Consider the following 1,989-nt stretch of genomic DNA (forward strand, 5'->3'; position numbering starts at 1 on the left):
AATGGTACCGACGTTGACGTGCGGCTTTGTTCTTTCGAAAACTTCCTTAGCCATTTGTTTTCCTCCAGATTTCTTTTTGGGTTAAAACTTTTTTGTTTTTATTCGAACTTCTGAAACTAATATCTATATTAAAAATGGAGCCTACATCCGGACTTGAACCGGAGACCTCATCCTTACCAAGGATGTGCTCTACCGACTGAGCTATGCAGGCATTTTGCCGTTAAAGTGGTACCCGAGGGGGGACTTGAACCCCCAAGGATTACTCCATATGGACCTCAACCATACGCGTCTGCCAGTTCCGCCACCCGAGCACTAACATATTCCAATCAACTCTGTTCGACGTTCAATTGTGCGAACTATGTACCTAATATAACATCGAGTTTTTAATATTGCAAATCGTTTTTTCATGCATGCGATAGATTCACGCTAACAAGGGCTATAAACAGAATTTATAACAACTTAAAAAAAGTAATCTTTTTTGACTAAACGGGCTCAAAAAGTATTGGAAAGGACAGACTCAAATTCTAACTTGTATTTGCCTAGTAATTTTGTAGGAAAACATCAAGGAGACACGATAACATGTCTAAGAAATTACGTCAAATCGCTATTTACGGAAAGGGTGGCATCGGTAAGTCCACCACGACTCAAAACTTGACCGCAGGCCTTGTTGAACAGGGAAAGCACGTTCTTGTGGTCGGCTGCGACCCTAAAGCAGACTCTACTCGCCTTTTGCTCGGCGGCCTTCATCAAAAGACGGTGCTCGATACCATTCGTGACAATAAGACTGAAATTCAGCTTTCTGACCTTGAAAAGGTCGGCTTCAAGGGTGTACGTTGCGTAGAATCCGGTGGCCCGGAACCGGGCGTGGGTTGCGCAGGCCGCGGCATTATTACCTCGATTAGCATGCTCGAACAGCTCGGTGCCTATACCGAAGACCTTGATTACGTTTTCTACGACGTGTTGGGCGACGTGGTGTGCGGCGGTTTTGCCATGCCGATTCGTGAAGGCAAAGCCAAGGAAATTTACATCGTCGCTTCCGGCGAAATGATGGCCCTTTATGCAGCAAACAACATCTGTAAGGGTATCGCGAAGTATGCCCAGCATGGTGAAGTCCGCTTGGGCGGTATCATTTGTAATAGTCGTAATGTGGACAACGAACTTGACCTGCTCCGTGCATTCACCAAGGAACTCAACACGCAGCTCATTCAGTTTGTGCCGCGCAACAACATTGTGCAGCAGGCCGAAATCCGCAAGAAGACCGTGATTGAATTCGAACCCAAGTCTAGCCAGGCAAACGTCTACCGTGAACTCGCCAAGAACATCGACGAAAACGAACTCTTTACCATACCGACCCCGATGACGCAGGATCGTTTGGAACAAATTCTTATCGACTACGGCATGATGGAAAAAGACTACCAGATTTAATGTGAGGGTTCATGGCCAAGACTAATATTAATTTGAACATGACCTCAGTCGAAAACCGCGAGTATCGACTGGGTACGATTATCGGCTGGGACGGCAAGGCAAGCGACCTGATCAAGGAATCTGCCTACGACGAACGCAGCGCGAAAAAACATGGCGGCTGCGCAGGCAAGGGCTCGGGCTGCAAACTTTGCGAATTGAGTTCTCCGCTGAACCAAGAAACCATGTGTTCTAACGCAATTGTGCAGTGCCAGGTGGGTAACCTTACGGACTGCGCCCTGATTGACCATTCTCCTATCGGTTGCAGCGGCGAAAACTCCAAGTTTAACCTCTCGATGCATAACGGCCTTCGCCGCCGTGGAAAGCCCCTGCAGAACACGCTGAACATCAGCACGAACCTGAAAGAAAAGGACATGGTTTTCGGCGCTTCCGATAAGCTCCGCCAGACCATCCTCGACGCAAAGGAACGCTTTAACCCCAAGGCGATTTTCATCGGTATGGCTTGTGCTACCGCCATCATTGGCGAAGACATCGATTCTATTGCCGAAGAAATGGAACCGGAAGTTG

Annotated in this window: 2 protein-coding genes and 2 tRNA genes; 2 read left to right on the forward strand and 2 right to left on the reverse strand. The window is 47.8% G+C overall.

All coding sequences use genetic code 11. The annotated features are described in order from the left end of the window. Positions 1-135: 135 nt before the first annotated feature. Positions 136-211 (reverse strand) — tRNA-Thr (locus Q0628_RS11845). Between the two features lie 15 nt (positions 212-226). Then, positions 227-311: transfer RNA gene (locus tag Q0628_RS11850), tRNA-Leu, on the reverse strand. A gap of 268 nt (positions 312-579) precedes the next feature. Between Q0628_RS11850 and nifH the strand changes: the two genes are divergently transcribed. Continuing rightward, the gene (gene nifH / locus Q0628_RS11855; protein ID WP_072977618.1) at positions 580-1,425 is read left to right on the forward strand and encodes a nitrogenase iron protein; all 846 of its coding nucleotides are present in this window, start codon (positions 580-582) and stop codon (positions 1,423-1,425) included. An 11-nt stretch (positions 1,426-1,436) separates the two neighbouring features. Further along, on the forward strand, positions 1,437-1,989 hold a 553-nt coding region (locus Q0628_RS11860), incomplete at its 3' end, for a nitrogenase component 1 (RefSeq protein WP_366979158.1).

This window comes from uncultured Fibrobacter sp. (assembly GCF_937877005.1).
Lineage (GTDB): Bacteria > Fibrobacterota > Fibrobacteria > Fibrobacterales > Fibrobacteraceae > Fibrobacter.